The 18,152-nt window shown below is 70.7% G+C and carries 14 protein-coding genes; 6 read left to right on the top strand and 8 right to left on the bottom strand.

Annotation, left to right across the window (positions count from 1 at the left end; translation table 11 throughout):
* Positions 1-125 precede the first annotated feature (125 nt).
* Genes NR111_RS12665 through NR111_RS12655 form a run of 3 tightly spaced genes read left to right on the top strand, consistent with a single transcriptional unit; the run spans position 126 to position 3,851 of the window.
* A complete protein-coding gene (locus NR111_RS12665; protein WP_256821046.1) occupies positions 126-1,055 on the top strand; it encodes a sterol desaturase family protein in 930 nt (309 codons plus the stop codon).
* Between the two features lie 10 nt (positions 1,056-1,065).
* Positions 1,066-2,538 carry an FAD-binding oxidoreductase gene (locus NR111_RS12660; RefSeq protein ID WP_256820977.1) on the top strand — a complete coding sequence of 491 codons (1,473 nt, stop codon included), beginning with the start codon at positions 1,066-1,068 and terminating at the stop codon, positions 2,536-2,538.
* The gene (locus NR111_RS12655) at positions 2,535-3,851 is read left to right on the top strand and encodes a class I SAM-dependent methyltransferase (protein WP_256820976.1); all 1,317 of its coding nucleotides are present in this window, start codon (positions 2,535-2,537) and stop codon (positions 3,849-3,851) included. Before NR111_RS12660 ends, NR111_RS12655 begins: the two co-directional genes overlap by 4 nt.
* 136 nt (positions 3,852-3,987) lie before the next feature.
* Here the strand turns inward: NR111_RS12655 and NR111_RS12650 are convergent, their stop codons facing one another.
* From NR111_RS12650 to NR111_RS12640, 3 genes are all read right to left on the bottom strand, one after another.
* The gene (locus tag NR111_RS12650; RefSeq protein WP_256820975.1) at positions 3,988-4,845 is read right to left on the bottom strand and encodes an anti-sigma factor; all 858 of its coding nucleotides are present in this window, start codon (positions 4,843-4,845) and stop codon (positions 3,988-3,990) included.
* Positions 4,842-5,423, bottom strand: coding sequence for an ECF RNA polymerase sigma factor SigK (sigK, locus tag NR111_RS12645; RefSeq protein ID WP_067719012.1), 582 nt, complete (start codon positions 5,421-5,423; stop codon positions 4,842-4,844). Before sigK ends, NR111_RS12650 begins: the two co-directional genes overlap by 4 nt.
* A 74-nt stretch (positions 5,424-5,497) precedes the next feature.
* Positions 5,498-7,057, bottom strand: coding sequence for a molybdopterin-dependent oxidoreductase (locus tag NR111_RS12640; RefSeq protein ID WP_374210730.1), 1,560 nt, complete (start codon positions 7,055-7,057; stop codon positions 5,498-5,500).
* A gap of 518 nt (positions 7,058-7,575) precedes the next feature.
* Between NR111_RS12640 and NR111_RS12635 the strand changes: the two genes are divergently transcribed.
* Positions 7,576-8,253, top strand: a complete 678-nt coding sequence (locus NR111_RS12635; RefSeq protein WP_167457869.1) for a fasciclin domain-containing protein — start codon at positions 7,576-7,578, stop codon at positions 8,251-8,253.
* Between the two features lie 177 nt (positions 8,254-8,430).
* On the opposite strand, the gene NR111_RS12630 is transcribed toward NR111_RS12635, so the two are convergent.
* The 3 genes from NR111_RS12630 to NR111_RS12620 are packed head-to-tail and all read right to left on the bottom strand — an operon-like array spanning position 8,431 to position 13,252.
* A complete protein-coding gene (locus NR111_RS12630; protein WP_256820973.1) occupies positions 8,431-10,242 on the bottom strand; it encodes an acyl-CoA dehydrogenase in 1,812 nt (603 codons plus the stop codon).
* 49 nt (positions 10,243-10,291) lie between these two features.
* Positions 10,292-11,254 carry an SDR family NAD(P)-dependent oxidoreductase gene (locus tag NR111_RS12625; protein ID WP_256820972.1) on the bottom strand — a complete coding sequence of 321 codons (963 nt, stop codon included), beginning with the start codon at positions 11,252-11,254 and terminating at the stop codon, positions 10,292-10,294.
* A gap of 9 nt (positions 11,255-11,263) precedes the next feature.
* Complete coding sequence (locus tag NR111_RS12620; protein ID WP_256820971.1) at positions 11,264-13,252, bottom strand: penicillin-binding transpeptidase domain-containing protein; 1,989 nt, start codon at positions 13,250-13,252, stop codon at positions 11,264-11,266.
* Between the two features lie 63 nt (positions 13,253-13,315).
* On the opposite strand from NR111_RS12620, the gene NR111_RS12615 reads away from it, so the two are divergent.
* Positions 13,316-13,819 (top strand): DUF4112 domain-containing protein, encoded by a 504-nt coding sequence (locus tag NR111_RS12615; RefSeq protein WP_182634060.1) that lies wholly within the window; start codon positions 13,316-13,318, stop codon positions 13,817-13,819.
* A gap of 39 nt (positions 13,820-13,858) precedes the next feature.
* Here NR111_RS12615 and NR111_RS12610 read toward each other — a convergent pair whose 3' ends face one another.
* Positions 13,859-14,962, bottom strand: coding sequence for a hemolysin family protein (locus NR111_RS12610; RefSeq protein ID WP_227022199.1), 1,104 nt, complete (start codon positions 14,960-14,962; stop codon positions 13,859-13,861).
* Positions 14,959-16,320: a hemolysin family protein gene (locus NR111_RS12605; protein WP_069390358.1), complete on the bottom strand. Its 1,362-nt coding sequence runs from the start codon at positions 16,318-16,320 to the stop codon at positions 14,959-14,961. The genes NR111_RS12610 and NR111_RS12605 overlap by 4 nt, the downstream gene beginning before the upstream one ends.
* Before the next feature lie 226 nt (positions 16,321-16,546).
* Here NR111_RS12605 and NR111_RS12600 point away from each other — a divergent pair, with 226 nt between their 5' ends.
* Positions 16,547-18,022: a peptide MFS transporter gene (locus NR111_RS12600; RefSeq protein ID WP_067719028.1), complete on the top strand. Its 1,476-nt coding sequence runs from the start codon at positions 16,547-16,549 to the stop codon at positions 18,020-18,022.
* Positions 18,023-18,152 lie beyond the last annotated feature (130 nt).

The following is an 18,152-nucleotide window of genomic DNA, read 5'->3' as shown; positions in this document are numbered from 1 at the left end:
AAGTCGGTTGTGCGACACCGGCCCACGGGGCCGGCGCTGTGGCGAGGGTAATTCACCTGTGCGGCCCGGTCGGGTCTGATTGCCCGAATGTCTGTGAGTGGTGTCACAATCGAGACGTGAACGAGATGGGGTACTCCGAGTCGCTGGGCCGCGCGCTGGGGGCCCTGGCGGACCCGTTGCACGAGCCGGTGCTGCTGGCATTTCCGGTGTTCATCACGTTCGTCGCCATCGAGTGGATCTCGGCGCGGGTGCTCGAGGCCCGGGAGCCGGGCGGCTACCAGCCGCGGGACGCCGTCACCTCGCTCCTCATGGGAGCGAGCTCGCAGGCGTTCTGGCTGGTCGGAAAGCTGATCGGCCTGGTCATCTACGCAGCGGTGTGGGTCTACCTCGCACCGTGGCACCTGCCGTCGAATGCCTGGTACACGTGGGTCCTCGCGATCGTCGGCACCGACTTCCTCTACTACTGGTACCACCGCGGCGCGCACCGGGTCCGCCTGGTCTGGGCCACCCACCAGGCCCACCATTCGAGCGAATACTACAACTTCGCGACCGCCCTTCGCCAGAAGTGGAACAACTCCGGCGAGATCATCGCCTGGCTGCCTCTACCGTTGTTGGGGGTGCCGCCGTGGATGGTCTTCACCGGGTTCTCCATCTCGCTCGTCTACCAGTTCTTCGTGCACACCGAGCGCATCGGTCGGCTGCCCGCACCGATCGAGTTCGTGTTCAACACCCCCTCGCACCACCGCGTGCACCACGGCAGCGACGCCGAATACCTGGACCGCAACTACGGCGGGATCCTCATCATCTGGGACCGCCTGTTCGGCACCTTCCGCCCCGAGACCCACCGGCCCACCTACGGGCTCACGACGCCGGTGACCTCGCACAACCCGTTCTGGCTCCAGACGCACGAGTACGTCGCCATCTGGCGGGACCTCCGCGGTGCGACGAGCTGGCGCGAGCGGCTCGGCTACGCGTTCGGCCCACCGGGGTGGAGGCCCGCCCCGGTGCCAGCACCCATCCCCCGATCATCCGCCGGGGTCCCCGAGCCGCACTAGGGTGGGGCGCATGGGAACTGCCTCGATTCTCGCCGACCCACTCGTCGTGGGTACCGCCCGACATGACGAAGGCGTGCGGCGACTGGTCGAGAGCTTCCGGGCCGTGCCCGCAGGTGAACCGGTTCGGCTGGCCAAGCGGACGTCCAACCTGTTCCGGCCGCGCGCCTCGTCGTCGTCGCCCGGTCTCGACACCTCCGGTCTCACGCGCGTCATCTCCGTCGACCCCGGGGCGCGCACCGCCGACGTCCAGGGCATGTGCACCTACGAGGACCTGGTCGACGCGACGCTGCCGCACGGGCTGATGCCGTACGTGGTGCCGCAGCTCAAGACCATCACCCTCGGTGGCGCGGTCACCGGGCTGGGCATCGAGTCCTCCTCGTTCCGCCTGGGCCTACCGCACGAGTCCGTGCTCGAGATGGACGTGCTCACCGGTACCGGCGAGATCGTCACCGCCCGCCCCGACGGCACCGAGCGCGAACGCGCGCTCTTCCGCGGCTTCCCCAACTCCTACGGCTCGCTCGGGTACGCGGTGCGTCTGCGGATCGCGCTCGAACCGGTGAGGCGCTTCGTGGAACTGCGACACGTACGGTTTGACTCCCTCACCGCGCTCGAGTCGACGCTGGCCCGGATCAGCGAGGACGAGCGATACGACGACGAGGAGGTCGACTTCCTCGACGGGGTCGTGTTCTCGGCCGACGAATCCTACCTGTGCCTGGGTCGGCGGACCGACGAGCCGGGGCCCGTCTCGGACTACACCGGGGTGTCCGACAAGCAGGCGATCTTCTACCGCTCGATCCGACACGGCGGTCCCGCCGGCTCGGTGGAGCGCGACCGCCTGACCATCCGCGACTACCTCTGGCGTTGGGACACGGACTGGTTCTGGTGCTCCCGGGCGTTCGGTGTGCAGAACCCGCGCATCCGCAGGTTCTGGCCGCAACAGCTGCTGAGGAGCTCGGCGTACTGGAAGATCATCGGGTTGGACCACAAGTACGACCTGGGCAACAGGATCGGCGCGCTCAAGGGCGAGGGCCCGCGCGAGCGGGTGGTGCAGGACGTGGAGGTCACCATCGACCACACCGCCGACTTCCTCGGGTGGTTCCTGCGCGAGGTGCCCATCGAGCCGCTGTGGATATGCCCGCTGCGACTGCGCGAGTCCAGCCCCTCGCCCGGCGTGGGCGGCGGCCCCGGCTCCGACCGGCCCTGGCCGCTGTACCCGCTGGCCCCGGAGACCACCTACGTCAACATCGGCTTCTGGTCCTCCGCGCCGATCGAACCCGGCATGGCCGAGGGGGCGTGGAACCGCCGCATCGAGGAGGAGGTCTCCGGACTCGGCGGCCACAAGTCGCTCTACTCGGAGGTCTTCTACTCCCGCGAGGAGTTCGCCCAGCTCTACGGCGGTGACCACGCGGGCAGACTCAAGACGGAATTCGATCCCGAGGGCCGGTTCGCGACCCTCTACGACAAGGCGGTGGGTGCACGGTGACCACGACGAGTGCGGGGACCGCTGGTGCCCCGGGGAAGATGACGATCGGCGAGATCATCGGCGCCTTCGCCGCCGGTGAGCCGCCCCTGCGGATCGAGGCCTACGACGGGTCCTCGATCGGACCCGAGAACAGTGACCTGGTGCTGCGGCTCAAGAGCGAGAAGGCGCTGCAGTACTTCGTCACCGCCCCCGGTGACCTCGGGCTCGCGCGGGCCTACCTCATGGGTGAACTCGAGATGGACGGCGTCCACCCCGGGGCGCCCCACGACGTGTTCGGGGCGCTCGAGGTGTTCCGCAAACACATGACCCGGACGCCCGATGCCCGGACCCTCGCCCGGATCGCCAGGGCGGTGGGCACGGAGAACATCAGGTTCCTCCCCACGCCGCCCATGGAGGTCACGCCGGCGTGGAAGCGGGTCGTGTCGGGGATGCGCCGACACTCCAAGGAGCGGGACTCCGAGGTCGTCAGCTACCACTACGACGTGTCGAACCGCTTCTACGAGTGGATCCTCGGGGAATCCATGACGTACACGTGCGCCTGCTACACCGCCCCCGACACCTCCCTCGAGGAGGCGCAGGAGAACAAGTACCGGCTGGTGTTCGACAAGCTGGGTCTCCAGGCCGGCGACCGGCTGCTCGACGTGGGGTGCGGTTGGGGCGGCATGGTCCGCTACGCCGCCGCGCGGGGCGTGCGGGTGATCGGCGTGACCCTGTCCAAGGAGCAGGCCGAGTGGGGACAGGCCGCGATCGCGCGCGACGGACTGGGTGACCTCGCGGAGGTCCGGTTGCAGGACTACCGGGACGTACCCGAACGCGACTTCGACGCCGTCAGCTCGATCGGCATCACCGAGCACATCGGCCGCAAGAACTACCACGACTACTTCACCCGGCTGCACAATTATCTGCGGCCCGGCGGGCGCCTGCTCAATCACTGCATCACCCGGCCGGACAACTCGCGCATGGTCAAGGCGGGGCAGTTCATCGACCGGTACATCTTCCCCGACGGTGAGCTCGCCGGCGCGGGGACCGTGCACCTGGAGGCCGAGAACGCGGGCTTCGAGGTGGTGCACGAGGAGAACCTGCGCCAGCACTACGCGTTCACCCTGCGGGACTGGTGCGCCAACCTGGTCGAGCACTGGGACGACGCCGTGGAGGAGGTCGGCGAGCCCATGGCCAAACTGTGGGGCCTCTACATGGGCGCGTGCCAGTACGGGTTCGAACACAACAAGATCCAGCTGCACCAGATCCTCGCGGTCCGGCTGGGCGACACCATGACCTGGGATGTGCCGCTGCGGCCGTGGTGGCAGGCCTGACGAACGCCTGAGCGAGAGGCCGCCCTCGTCGAGAAGACCGTTTCGCCCGCATCGACCGAGTGGCGATGTGCGAAACGCTCTTCTCGACGAGGCAGGCCGCCCGCGCGGGCATCGCCTGCGCAGCCGGAACGCCGGGTCAGTCGATATCGAGGGCCAGGAGGACCTGACCGGTCGGCGCCGGCGATCCACCCGCGGGCTCCTCGGTGATGCCGATCTGCTCGGAGTTGCGGATGCCGTCGATCTGCGCCGAGGGCGACGGTCCGACCTGGCCGGACTCCATGGTCCCCGCCGAGATGGGCTCATGGTCACCCATCAACCACAGCTGGTAGGCGCGGCCGGTGGCCGGCTCGGGGAGGTCGGTCATCGAGATGACCGCCATGTCCGCCGTCTTGGACGCCAGGACGGTGGCGGTACCGGTCGCGCCGACCTGGCCGCGGACCACCGCGAGGTCCTCCGCCGCCAGCAGCGAGGTGACCTTGCCGGGCATCGACGGCGGGGCCGCGACGGGCACCGAGCTGTCGCCCCCTGCGTTGTCGGTGATGCGACCGATGGTCACGCCACCGGCGACCAGCACCACGGCGGCCGCCGCGGCGGCGAGGAACGACAGCGGACCGGGCCGCCGGCGCTCGCGCTCCCGGCTCAGGTCGACCACGTCGGTGCCTCCGCCGGGCTGATCCCGGTCGGTGTCCCCGGCGTCGGCCGGCCGGGCCGGCCCGCGGGGGGTACCGGCAGCGGCCAATTCCAGGACGCGATCCCGCAACTGCGGCGGGGGCGCGGTGTCGAGCCCGGCGTCGGCGACGATGCCGGCGACGACCTCACGCGTCGAGGCGATGTGCGCCAGCATGGACGACTTCTCCTCGGCCGATGCGCTGACCAGCGCCATCTCGACGGCTTCGGCCTCGTCATCGTCCAGGGCGTCCAGGGCGTAGAGGTCGAGGTCCTCGGGACGGACGCTGCCCAGGTCCGACGGATGATCGTGGTGCCGAATGCTCATGACAGCTCACCTCCCAGGCAGTTCTTCAGGCGACGGAGACCGTCGCGGATTCTCGATTTGATCGTCGGTAGCGCGGTGCCGAGACGGTCGGCGACCTCGCGGTACGTCTGTCCGGAGAAGTAGGCCATCTCGATGGACTCGCGCTGGTTGTCCGTGAGGGTCCCCAGGCATCTGCGGACCTCCGCGGCGTCCTCGTCACGGGAGAGCTGTTCGGTGACCTGCTCCGCGATGTCGCCGGATCGGGTGAAGTCCGCCGCCGCGTCCATCTCGTCGCGCCGCGCGGCGGACGTCTCCGAACGGACCCGGTCCACCGCCCGACGGTGCGTGATGGTCAGCACCCAGGACTGCACCGATCCCAGACTCGGCCGGTAGTCGGCAGCCTGCTTCCAGACCTGGAGGAAGACCTCCTGCACGGTCTCCTCGGCGTAACCCGGGTCCCGCAGGACCCTCAGGGCCAGGCCGTAGACGCGCGGGGACATGAGGTCGTAGAAGCGACCGAAGGCCTGGAGGTCACCGGAGGCGGCGAGCTCGAGCAGGCGCCCCGGGTCGGTCAGTGGCGGGGCGACTGGCTCGGACACGATCCCCAGTCTAGGGCCAATCGGGTCCGGGTCGCGGGGCGGCCGTGGTCCCGGTGCGCGGATAGCCATGAGGGTCATGCCGTCGCCACCCGGAACGTCCGGTTGTGCCAGCCCGTGGCGCCGCTCGGGACGGGCTCCCGCCGCTCCTCGGGCTGTACCCGACCGGTCCCGTCCGTCGCGCGGACGTGCAGGGTGTGCAGACCGGGCTCGGCGTCCCAGGTCCACGACCACATCCGCCAGGTGTCGACCGAGTACTCCTCGGACAGTTGCGCCTCGCGCCACGGGCCGTCGTCGACCCGGACCTCGACCCGCTCGATACCGCGACGCTGGGCCCAGGCGGTGCCCGCCACCACGATCGGTCCGGGCGGCAACTCGGCGAGCGGCGCGGGCCGGTCGATGCGGCTGGCCGTCCGGATCGGACCCCGCTCCGCCCACCCGCGATCCGTCCAGTACGCACTGGCCCGGTCGAATCGGGTGACCTCCCAGTCCACGACCCACTTGGTCGCCGAGACGTACCCGTAGAGCCCCGGCACCACCTGGCGGACCGGGTACCCGTGCTCGAACGGCAGCGGTTCGCCGTTCATCCCCACGGCCAGCAGGGCGTCGCGGCCGTCGGTCAGTGCTTCGAGCGGGGTGCCGGCGGTCCAGCCGTCGACCGACGTCGACAGCAGCATGTCGGCGTCCGGCAGGGGCCCGGCCTCGACGAGCAGGTCAGCGATGGAGAAGCCGGTCCAGCTCGCGGTGCCGACCAGGTCGCCACCGACCTCGTTGGACACGCAGGTCATGGTGATGATGCGCTCGCGGGTCTCCCTGTCGATCAGCGATTGCCAGTCGAGCTCGATCTCGCGCTCCACCATCCCGTGGATGCGCAGTCGCCAGTCGGCGGCCCTCAGCGAAGGGACCCGCAGAGCGGTGTCGATCCGATAGAACTCGTCGTTGTCGGTGAGGAACGGGGTCGCGCCGGGCGCGTCCGGGACCACACCTGTCGGCACGGCAGGCGCCGCGTTCCGCGCGAGGACCCGGGGCAACCGCAACCCGGTGCGTTCGGCCACCGCCTCGGCGGCCCGGCGGGTCAGTGCCATTCCCGTGGCACCGGCCGCGGCGATAACGGCCGCGGCCGACCCGGCCAGGACCAGGAAGCGTCGACGGTCGGGATCCCGCCGCGTCGCGGTCCCCGCCGCGCCGGTGCCGGGCGAGGAGGCACTTTCCCCGGTGCCGGCGGAGGCGGCCCCCTCCGGGCCTCGGGCGGCCGCGGCGACGGAAGACGCGGGGAACAGGGCGCCGATCATCGCCCGCAGGGCCACGATCGAGACGATCGCGCCGAGCACCGTCGGCAGTGCCCACAGCGGCCCCGCTGTCGGCCGGGTCACCGCCGCTGCGGTGCCGATGAGGCAGAAAAGGGCGAGCACGATCGTGCCGGCGGGACGTCCCCGGCGCTCGATGAGGCCCACCACCACGCCCGTCACCACAAGGATGACCGCCAGCCCGGCCATCAGTGCAGGCTTGTCGGCGGTACCGAGTGCGTCGATCGTCACCTCGCGCACCGCGGAGGGGGCCCGGTCGACCACCGAGTCGGCCACGGCGAGGAAAGGCGACGACCCGGGGGCCACGACTCCGGCGACGGCATGACCCACTGCGACGGCGAGACCGGTGGCGAGGAGGCCCGCGCCGGCTCTGGCCGCGACGAGGGATCGGGTCTGTGGAGTGTTCACGTCCTTGATTCGGAGCCGGAGCCCGGTCGGACGGCCCGGTCGGCCTGCACGGCGGGCCTGCACGGTGGGCCTGCACGGTGGGCCTGCACGGCCTGCACGGCCGGCACACCCCGGCGACCCCGGGCCGGTGCCCCGGTGCCCCGGTGCCCCGGCGTCACCGGGACACCTCCCCGACGACCCGCAGCCGGCATCCGCTCCCGCGCATGGCGCCCTGCTCGCGCGGATGGACGCGCCGGCGACCGCCGCCCCCGGGGAGGGCGTCTGGCCTGCGCATCTGTTCACGCGAGACGCCATCGTGACGGGCGGCGGCAGGCGGCTGCGGCCGGCGGCTCGAAAAAAAATCCGGGCCGGACCCATCCGGATCACGGGGGGCGGCGAAGCACTGGTGACCCACCGCACAGAGCCCCACACCACAGGGGCTCCACCGAAAGGACAGCACAATGGGCATCACGATCTCCCGCCGAGTCGCCTCGATCGCCGCAGCCGCCGCGGTCTCCGGACTCGTCCTCGCCGGCTGCTCGACCGACGACGGAAGCGACACCGAGACCACCGCCGAGGGCACCGCCAGCTCCATGATGAGCACCACCGCCTCCTCCGAGACCTCGTCCATGGAGGCCGAGCCGGCCGGCATGCTCGTCGGCCCCGGGTGCGCGGACTACGCCGAGGCCAACCCGGAGGGACCGGGCTCGGTCGACGGCATGGCGATGGAGCCGGTCGCCACGGCCGCCTCCAACAACCCGCTGCTGACGACCCTCACCGCCGCCCTGTCCGGCGGCGTCAACCCGGACGTCAACCTCGTCGACACCCTCAACAACGGCGAGTACACAGTCTTCGCCCCCGTCGATGACGCGTTCGCGCAGATCGATGACGCGACGATGGAGGCGCTCCAGACCGACGCCGACCTGCTCACCGGCATCCTGACCTACCACGTCGTGGAGGGCCAGATCACGCCCGACGAGATCTCCGGGATGCAGACCACTCTCAACGGCGCTGACGTCGATGTGACCGGTTCCGGCGACGAGCTCATGGTCAACGGTGCCAACGTGGTCTGCGGTGGCGTCGAGACCGCCAACGCCACTGTCTACCTCATCGACCAGGTCCTCATCCCCGAGGAGTGATCTGACCGAACACCGCGGACGGGTGCCCTGAACTCCCGCCCATCCGGTGAGGTCGACCAGACGAGACGAGGCCCGGGCCGACGCGAGAGCGCCGGCCCGGGCTTCGTCGTGTGCCGCCGCCGAGCGGTCGGCCGAACCGGGCGCGGTCCAGCACCGGACCCGGGTCAGAACCAGAGGTCAGAACCAGTCGTCGCGCATGTCCAGCGTCGTGCGGTCGCCCGCGGCGAGCAGGTCGAACTTAGCGTCGACGATCGGGAGCTCGCGGCGCAGGAAGTACTCCGCGGCCCTGAGCTTGCCCGCGGCGAAGGCGTCGTCCTCGTCGCCGGTGCGCGCGCCCAGTGCCATCACCTGTTCGACCCAGATCCAGGCGATCACCACATGCCCGGCGGCCTCGAGGTACTCGGTGGCGTCGGCCAGGAAGGCCTCCGGATCCGTGGCCCCCACCTCCGCCAGCGCGGTGGTGACCTCGATGAGGCGGGTGACGCGCGGGCGCAGCAGCGCGGCCATCTCGGCCGCGGACCCGCCCGCCTCGGCAGCCCGGTCACACGCCTGGGTGATCCGCCCGGTCAGCGCGGCCAACCCGGCCCCGCCACCGGCCATCACCTTGCGTCCCAGCAGGTCCTGGCCCTGGATGCCGTGCGTGCCCTCGTGGATCGGGTTGAGACGGTTGTCGCGGTAGTGCTGCTCCACGTCGTAGTCGATGGTGTAGCCGGCCCCGCCCAGCACCTGCACCGCGAGCTCGTTGGCTTTGAGACACCACTGCGAGGGCCACGATTTGGCGATCGGGGTGAGGACGTCGAGCAGCATCTTCGCCGCCGCCGACTCCTCCGGGGATCCGGTCTTCTCGTCGTCGAGCAGTCGCGCGCAGTACAGCCCCAGGGCGAGGGCGCCCTCCACGTACGATTTCTGGGCCAGCAGCATGCGGCGCACGTCCGCGTGGCCGGTGAGCATGACCTGCGGCGATGACGGGTCCGCCCCGACCTGCCGGCCCTGGGGACGGTTCCGGGCGTAGTCCAGCGACTTGAGGTACCCGGTGTAGCCGATGGCGGTCGCGCCGAGGCCCACGCCGAGGCGGGCCTCGTTCATCATGGTGAACATCTTCTTGAGGCCGGTGTTCTCCTCTCCGACGAGGTACCCGATCGCGCCCGCCCGACCGCCGGGGGTGTGTATGCCCTGGCCGAGCGTGGGCATGGTGTTGACCGTGCCGCGGAAGCCCATCTTGTGGTTGAGGCCGGTGATGACGATGTCGTTGCGCTCGCCGATCGTGCCGTCGTCGGTGACCAGGAACTTCGGCACGACGAACAGGCTGATGCCGCGGGTGCCCGCCGGCGACCCGGGAACCTTCGCCAGCACCAGGTGCACGATGTTCTCGGCCATCTGGTGCTCGCCGCCGGAGATCCACATCTTCTGCCCGAACAGCCGGTACGTGCCGTCGGGCTGCGGCTCGGCGCGGGTGGTGATGTCGGCGAGGTTCGACCCGGCCTGCGGTTCGGACAGGCACATCGTCCCCGTGAAGCGGCCCTCGATCATCGGCTTGACGTACCGCTCGATCTGCTCGTCGGAGCCGTGCTCGATGAGCAGGTTGGCGTTGCCGGTCGTGAGCAGCGGGTAGGCCGCGGTGGAGATGTTCGCGGCGTAGAACCAGGCCATGCACGCCAGGTAGGCGGTGTAGGGCAGCTGCATACCGCCGACCCGCTCGTCCATCGCCGCACCCACGAGGTCGGCCTCGGCGAACTTCGCCAGCGCCTCGCCGATCTCGGGGATGAGCTCCACGTCCTCGCCGACCAACCGGGGCTCGGTGAGGTCGGCCTTGCGGAAGTGGGGCGCGAAGTACTTCTCGGCGAGTTCGGCCGACAGGTCCACCACGGAGTCGATCGTCTCGCGCGAGTGCTCCGAGTACCGCTCCCGATCGCACAGCTCGGAGACATGGAGCCAGTCGTGCAGGAGGAAATCGAGGTCGGCGCGGGAGAGCAGGTGCGAGGGGGTCATGCCCCGCAGGGTACTAGCGCGCGGTACCAGCGCGCGCCGCCCCCGGTGCTCACGTGCCCGTCGCGCCCGTTCCCCCGGCCTCGGCGCCCGACCCGCCCGTGGCCCGTGTCGCGGCCGCGAACTTCTGGCCCATGCCGAGCATGGTCCTGGCGTACGCGGCGGGGAGGAACCGCTTGGCACGGTACGACTTGCGGGCGTCGGGGTCGGGGAGGATGAGAAACTGCTTGGCGTCCAGGCCCGTCATCACCTCCGCGGCGATCTCGTCGGCGCCCCGCTCGGAGCGGTCGATGAGCTTGCTCGCGAACCCGCTGGCGGCGGGGTCGGAGGCGTTGAGACTGGAGGCGAGGTTGGTGCGGAAGAACGAGGGGCACAGCACCGACACGTCCACGCCGAACGGCTCGAGCTCCCACCGCAGGCTCTCGGAGATCGCCACGACCGCCGCCTTGACCGCCGTGTAGGAGGACATGGTGGGCGGGTGGACGAGGCCGGCGAGAGAAGCGGTGTTGACGAGGTGACCGCTGCCCTGCGCCTTGAGCATCGGGACGAAGGTGCGGCATCCGCGCGCGACGCCGAGCAGGTTGATGTCGACGATCTGCCGCCAGTCGTCCTCGGTGAGCATCTCGATGCGGCCGCCCTGGGCGATGCCGGCGTTGTTGACGAGCACGTCCAGGCCGCCCCAGATCTGCTCGACCTCGACGCGTGCGGCCTGCCACTCGTCCTCCGAGCGCACGTCGAGCCGGAGGTAGTGGGCGTCGGCGGGCACGGAGTCGGGGCGGTCGCCGGTGGGGGCGAGGTCGGCGATGATCACCCGGTCGCCGCGCTCGAGGAACGCCGTCGCCAGGGCCAGACCGAGGCCGGAGGCGCCGCCGGTCACCAGGACGCGGCGGTGGGTGTCGGTGGGGGAGGGGGACGACAACGAGAACGGCAGCCGGTCGAGGCCGGGCAGCGGCAGATTCTGCAGGGACAGATCGGGCAGGGACAAGTCGGGGAGCGAGACCTTGGGCAGGCGCATGTGCCGAAACTACCGAGCCGCCAGGGGAGCCGGTTGGCCGACACCCCCGAGGAAGTCGGCGGCCAGCTCCACCGCCGGGCCCGAGGAGTCCGCGCCCTCGAGGAGAACGGCCACCGCGATGTCCCCGGTGAAGCCCACGAACCAACCGTGCGCCGGCCCGCTGCCCACCTCGGCGGTGCCGGTCTTGCCGCCCAGGCCGGGCACGGACCTCGCGGCCGTCGCGGTGCCCGACTGCACGGTCTGCACCATGTAGCGGCGCAGGGTGTCGACCACGGCCGGGTCGAGCGGCTCCGGGGAGTCGTTGGCGACCGCGGGCATCCCGTCGATGAGTTGCGGCAGGATCATCCGGCCACCGTTCGCGAGTGACGCCGTCATCACGGCCATGCCGAAGGGGCTGGCCAGCACCTCGCCCTGCCCGATCGCCGCCTCGACCCGGCCCGGGCCCTGCTCGGTGACGGGCACCTCCCCGGTGTAGGTGTTCAGCCCCGGGGTGAAGAACCCGACGCCGAGGCCCAGTGTCGCGGCGGTGTCCTTCATCGCCGCGGGTTCCAGGCGGTCGCTGATGACGGCCTGAGTGGTGTTGCACGACCGGGCGAACGCCGTCTCCAGGGGGACGGGGCCCAGCTCGAAGTCGTCGTCGTTGGGGATCGTCCGGCCCGAGACGGTGACCGACGCCGGGCACGGCACGATCTCGTCCGGGCCCACGACGCCGGCGGAGAGCGCGGCGGCGGTGGTGACCACCTTGAACGTCGACCCCGGCGGGAAGCGCCCCTGCAGGGAGACGGGCCCCTGCCGGTCGGCGGCGGAGTTCTGGGCCACGGCCAGCACCCCGCCGGTGGAGGGCTGGATCGCCACGATCGACGCGGCCAACCCGCTTCCGTCCACGGCCCGCTGGGCCTCACGCTGCATCGAGATCTGGACCATCGAGACCAGGTCGTCGACCTCTCCGGCCGGTGCGCCCCCGATCTCGATCGGTTCGGCGCCGGGGTTGACGATCTGCGCCGACCACCCGGCCTCGGACTGCAGCGCCTCCGTCCAGGCGTTCGGCAGGCCGTCGAGGGCGGGGGAATCCAGGTCGCGGTCGGTGCGGATGAGCTGGCCCTGCTCCGGCAGGCTCACGCCCGGGACCGCGGCGAGCTGATCGCGGATCGGGTCGATGTCCGCCGGGCGCAACGCCACGACCTGGTACGGCTGGTCGCCGGCCTCGGCCATCCCGTCGCGGATCGTCTGACCGGTGATCGTCGGTGCGGCCCCGCTGACCAGCGACGCGACCGCGTCCGCGGAGCCGGCGGCGTCGGGTGCGAGCGTCACCGCGGTGACCGGCGTCCACTGCATGAGCGGCTCGCCGGTCCGGTCGAGGATGTCGGTGTCCCAGTCGAGTTCCTCGGCGAACGTCAGCCGACCCCCCTCGGCCAGCCGGGTGTCGAGCACCGTCGGCGCCCACTGCACCTTCCACTGGTCGCCCACCTCGGTCGTCCGCACCTCGCCGCGGGTGGTCACGCTGCGCGTCCCGGCGCCGGCAGCCTCGTCCCCGCCGGCCGGGCCGGAGCCCGCCTCGTCGTCGTCACCAGAACCGTCGGCGCCGCCCTCGTTCTCGCCGCCCTCATCGTCGGCTCCGGCGGCGCCCATGTCCCACGTGATCTCCACCGTCACCGGGTCGCGGTCGGGGCGCCCGTCGTCGCTGGTGGTGGTCGCGGAGATCGCGGGCAACCCCATCCCCTCGACGCTCGCGATGATGGTCTCCTCCGCGGCGGCCGGGTCGGTGGTCAGCGCGGCCGCGCCCGTCACGTCGCCGCGATTGAGGGCGGCCAGGAACTGGTCCACCTCGTCGGCGCCCGTGTCGCCGGTCAGCGCGGCGCACCCCGACCCCACGAGCACGACGGCGAGGGCCGCCGCCACGAGGCCTCCGGCGCGACGATGCGGGTGCCGGGTCGCGCCGGGATCGCGGTGGGGCCGCAGCGGGCGGAGACTCGGCTGAGAGGCGGGCGTGGGCATCATCTCTCCACGAAACCAGATCCCGGGCCCGGGCGCACCGGGAGCGCGGACCGTAGGCTCGGGCCCGTGAACCCCGACCGTCCCGACCCCGCCCCGGCACCCGTCGACCGCACCGGTGTCTCCCCGGTCACCACCGGTCTCGCGCGCGTGCTCGACGACCTCGTCCGCATCCCCGGCACCCGCTATCGCGTCGGTCTGGATCCGGTGATCGGCCTGGTCCCGGTCGTCGGCGACGCGGTCGGCACCGTGTTCGCGGCCGCCGTGTTCGCCGAGGCGGTGCGCAACCGGGTGCCCGTGCGGATCCTGTTCCGGATGGGCTGGAACTACCTGGTGGACGCCGTGCTCGGGCTGATCCCGTTCGTCGGTGACGTCGCCGATGCCGCCCACAAGGCCACGTCCAAGAACCTGCGGCTGGTCGACCGCACCATCGCCGACGGCAGACGCGTCGACACCGGGGCGCGCGGCTACCTGCTGAGGGCGATCGGCGCGGTCGGGCTCATGCTGCTGGTCCTGCTGGGGATAGCCGGGCTGGCGCTGTTCGGCGTGGTCTGGCTCATCAGCCGGATCTGACCCGCGCCGGTCCACCTGCGCCGTCTACCCCCCGCCTATCTACCCCGAGGTGACGGGCAGGAGGCGACGGACCACGTCGTCGAGGGTGAGGACGCCGCGGACCTCGGAGACGTGGGTGCCCGGGTGCCCGCCGGATTGTTCGACGACGACGAGGTGCGCCCGTGCGTCACGCATCCGGCGGAACGCCTCGGCGACGGTCAGGTCGTGCTCGAGGGACAGGCTCGACCGCATGAGCTCGCGGGCGGTGGCCGGCCCCTCGACGTCGATGGCGTCCCGCGCGTGCACCACGCCGACGGCGGTGTCGTCCTCGAGGACCAGTAGCCGCAGGTGGCCGGTGCGGCGGGCGGTGTCGCGGATCTCGCCCGGGGTGGCGTCCGCGCCGACGGAGGACATCTCCTCCGGCGAGGCGGGCGTGTCGACCCCGCGCTCCCCGAGCAGGTCGCCCACGGTGAGCTCCTGCAGCTCGAGGGCGCTGAGCAGCTGGCGCTGATGGGTGTCGTCCAGAGTCCCCGCCTCACCGGAGTGCCGCACGAGCTCGCGCAGTGAATCGGCGTCCTGACCGGCGGACACCTCGTCCCTCGACTCGACACCCAGCCGGTGCAGGATGTTGTTCGCCATGGCGTTGAGGGCGACCAGGAGCGGACGGGTGAGCCAGAGGAACGCCCGCATCGGGATCGCCAGCAGGGTGGCCGAGTACTCGGGATGCGTGATCGACCACGACTTGGGGGCCATCTCGCCCACCACGAGGTGCAGGAACGTCACGATGATCAGCGCGAGGATGAACGCGATGACGTCGGCGGTCCACAACGGCAGGCCCCAGCCGGAGAAGACCGGGGTGAGCCAGTGGTGCACGGCGGGCTTGGTGATCGACCCCAGCGCCAGCGCGCACAGCGTGATCCCCAGCTGCGCTCCCGCCAGCAGGAGGGTGAGTTCGGAGGCGTTGCGCAGAGCTGCCCGGGCGGCCCTGCTGGTGGCGGCGGCGTCCTCGAGGCGGTGGCGCCGCGCGGAGATGAGGGAGAACTCGACGGCCACGAAGAACGCGGACGCCGCGATGAGCAGGACGGTCGCGGCCAGGACCACCCAGGGATTGCTCATGAGTCCGGACTGGGCCTCGGCGGCCATGAGGGTCGTGGTGGGGGTCATCGTGTGGCCTCCTCGACCACGATATGCAGCTCGGCGGGGACGCGACGCTCGAGACGACGGACCTCGGCCCGCAGGACGCGATCGGCGGAGACCTCCTCGAGGATGTCGGTGTCGGGCAGCGGGATGTCCACCCGGTCGCCGACGTCCGGCAGGTCACCGATCGTCTCGACGACGAGGCCGCCCAGCGTCTCGGCGTCGACCTCGGGCAGGGTGATGTCGAGCAGGCGCTCGACCTCGTCCAGGTGGGTGTCGCCCCCCAGGACCCAGCCCAACCCCTCACTGACCGGGGCGTCCCCGGCGGCCTGCGGGTCGTGCTCGTCGGCGATCTCCCCGACGATCTCCTCCGCCATGTCCTCCATCGTCACGACTCCGGCGAACCCGCCGTACTCGTCGACGACCACGGCCATCTCGGCCTTCTGTTCGCTCAGGCGCGCCGCCACCTCGGGCAACGGCAGGGAGGTGGGCACGACGATCGGGGCCCGCATGACCTCCGACACCAGGGTCAGGGAGGTGTCCCGCTCGTCGTCGCAGATCACCAGCAGGTCGTGCAGGTCGACGATGCCGATGACGTCGTCGGAGTCCTCACCGACCACGGGGTAGCGGGTGTGGCCGGTGGCCATCTTCGACAGCACGTCCGGGACCGCGTCCTCCCCGCGGACCACGTCGGTACGGGAGCGCGGGATCATCGCGTGCTCCGCCGGCTGTCCGGGGAAGTCGAGCATCCGGTCCAACAGGCGGCTGAGCTCGGGGGAGAGTTCGCCGGTCTCGCTGGACTCGTGGACGATGTGCTCGAGGTCGCGGGCGGTGGCGGAGTGCTCCTTGTCGTGCACCGGCTCGATGCCGACGGCCTTGAGCAGGGCCTCGGACGCCTTGTCGAACAGCCCGATGAGCCAGCCGAACAGCGCCAGGTAGATGGTGGTCGACCGCGCCAACCAGCGAGCGACGGGTTCGGGTTTGGCGATCGCCAGGTTCTTGGGCACGAGCTCGCCGAAGAGCATCTGCACGACGGTCGAGAACAGCAGGGCCAGGACCGTGCCCACACCGACGCCGATGGCCTGTGGAACGGAGGCCAGACCGAGTAGTTCACCCAGGGCCCGCCCGATGAGTGGCTCGGCCACGTAGCCGACGACGAGGGTCGTGACGGTGATGCCCAGCTGCGCACCCGACAGCATGAACGAGGTCCGCCTGGTGACCCCGAGTACGCGGTCGGCGACGGGGTCGCCCTTTTCGGCGGCAGCCCCCATCCGCGAGCGATCAACGGCCATGAAGGCGAATTCCTGCGCCACGAAGTAGCCCGTGAGCGCGGTGATGGCCAGGACGACGACGACGCCGACCAGGAGTGAGAGCGCGATGCTCATCCGGTGTCCCCCCTTCGGTGAAGGGGGCTGATAGATCGGGCCGGGGTGTCGGCTCGGCTCACTGGAGGTGCTCCTGCGCTTCTCGATTGCGCCCGGGGCAGATCGCCCGGGCTGATCGGTCCGATTCTCCCGTCTGGGGCACCGATTGTCGACTCCCACCCCTGCGGGGCAGCTCGCGCGGCACCGGTTTTGTCCGGCTCGGGGAGCAGGAGTATCACTGACATACATGACAACTCGGAATGCCGAGGTGGCTCTCGCCGATTCGGACCGCAGGTTCTTCGGCCACCCACTCGGATTGGCGAACCTGTCGGGGATCGAACTGTGGGAGCGGTTCAGTTTCTACGGCATGCAGGGTCTGCTGGCGTACTACATCTACTACGCGGTCGGCGACGGCGGACTCGGCTACTCCCAGGAGATCGCCGCCTCGATCGTCGGCGCGTACGGCGGTCTGGTGTACGCCTCCGCGATCCTGGGCGGCTGGGTCTCGGACCGCCTCCTCGGCGCCGAGAGGACGCTGTTCGGCGCAGCCGTGATGATCATGCTCGGCCACCTGTCCCTGGCGCTCGTACCCGGGGCGATCGGCCTGGGCATCGGCCTCGTGCTGGTCGGTGTCGGTGCGGGAACCCTCAAGGCCACCACCTCCACGGTGGTCGGCGACATGTACCGCCGGACCGACGACCGGCGGGACGCCGCGTTCTCGATCTACTACATGGCGGTCAACATCGGCGGTCTGACGGGCCCGCTGCTCACCGGGGTGCTGTGGGACAACTACGGCTTCCACTGGGGCTTCGGGGCGGCGGCCGCGGGTATGGCAATCGGGCTCATCCAGTACGTCGCGATGCGCGGCGCCACCCTCAAGGGCGTCGGCGCTGTCGTCCCCGACCCGCTCCCGCGGCCACAGCGCGTCCGCTACCTGGGGATCGGCGCGGTCGTGGCGGTGCTCGTCGTCGCAGCCATCGCCACCGGCCTCGTGCCGCTGGAGTCACTGGCGGACATCGTCACCGCGATCGCCGTGGTCGGCGCGATCGCGCTGTTCGCCCTCCTCATCACCAGTGCCAAGACGGAGCCGGTCGAGCGCAGCCGGGTGGTCTCGTTCATCCCGATGTTCGTGGCCTCGGTGGCGTTCTGGGCCCTGTTCCAGCAGCAGTTCACGGTGATCGCGATCTATTCCGACCAGCGACTGGACCGCAACCTGGGCGGCTGGGAGATGCCGGCGAGCTGGGTGCAGTCCATCAACCCGCTGTTCATCATCATCTTCGCCGCCGTGTTCGCGACGCTCTGGGTCAAGCTCGGGAACCGTCAGCCCTCGAGCCCGATGAAGTTCGCCCTCGCGAACCTCATCATGGGTATCGCCTACCTGGTGTTCCTGTTCTTCGTGGGCAGTGTGGCGACGCCGCTGCTGGGCATCGTCGGGATCCTGTTCCTGTTCACGATGGCCGAGCTGCTGCTCTCACCGGTCGGGCAGTCCCTGTCCACCAAGCTCGCCCCGGAGGCGTTCAAGACGCAGATGGTCGCGCTGTTCTTCCTCAGCGTCTCGATCGGCAGCGCGTTGTCCGGCGTGCTCGCGGGGTACTACGACCCGACGGACGCCGGCGCCGAGCGCAACTACTTCCTCGTGCTGGGCGTCGCCTCGATCGTCCTGGCCGGGATCATGGCCGCGTTGTCGCCGTGGATCAGGAAGAACATGATGGGCGTGCGCTGACTCCGCCCCCAGACACCACGAGATAAGAAGATCCGCTATCCGGATTCCGGATCGGCTACTCCATTCGGGAGCGCACCCTGTGGCTCAGGCTGGTTGTGAGTCGGCGATGGGCGCTGGCGGGAGGGTGTCG

Source organism: Dietzia sp. Die43, from assembly GCF_024519835.1.
Taxonomy (GTDB): Bacteria; Actinomycetota; Actinomycetes; order Mycobacteriales; family Mycobacteriaceae; genus Dietzia; species Dietzia kunjamensis.
Note: the sequence above shows the minus strand (reverse complement) of the source record. Positions and strands in the feature narration are given on the sequence as shown.